General features: G+C 75.1%; 1 protein-coding gene. It reads left to right on the top strand.

All coding sequences use genetic code 11. The features are described 5' to 3' along the window. Window positions 1-366: response regulator (locus AC1MIR_RS07925; protein ID WP_480028726.1), on the top strand; the 366-nt coding region annotated here is incomplete at both ends.

The following is a 366-nucleotide window of genomic DNA, read 5'->3' on the forward strand; positions in this document are numbered from 1 at the left end:
GGCGCCCTTCGCGCGCCTGCTGCTGGCCGAGGACAGCGAGGCAAGCCAACTCGTCGCCGCCGCCATCCTGCGCAAGGCCGGCTACGAGGTGGATCTGGTCCGCGACGGGGAGAGCGCCGTGGAGGCCGCGGCCGGCGGAACCTATGACGCGATCCTGATGGATGTGCGGATGCCGGGGCTGGATGGCCATGCGGCCACGCGGCGCATCCGCGCGCTGGAGGGGCCGGCGGGGCGGGTCCGCATCCTGGCGCTGACCGCCTCGGCCATGCCGGCCGACATCGAGCGGAGCCGCGCCGCGGGGATGGACGCGCATCTCACGAAGCCGGTGGATCGCGCCGGGCTGCTGGGCGCCGTAGCGGCGCTGCA

Source organism: Falsiroseomonas sp. RANM36 (assembly GCF_056682175.1).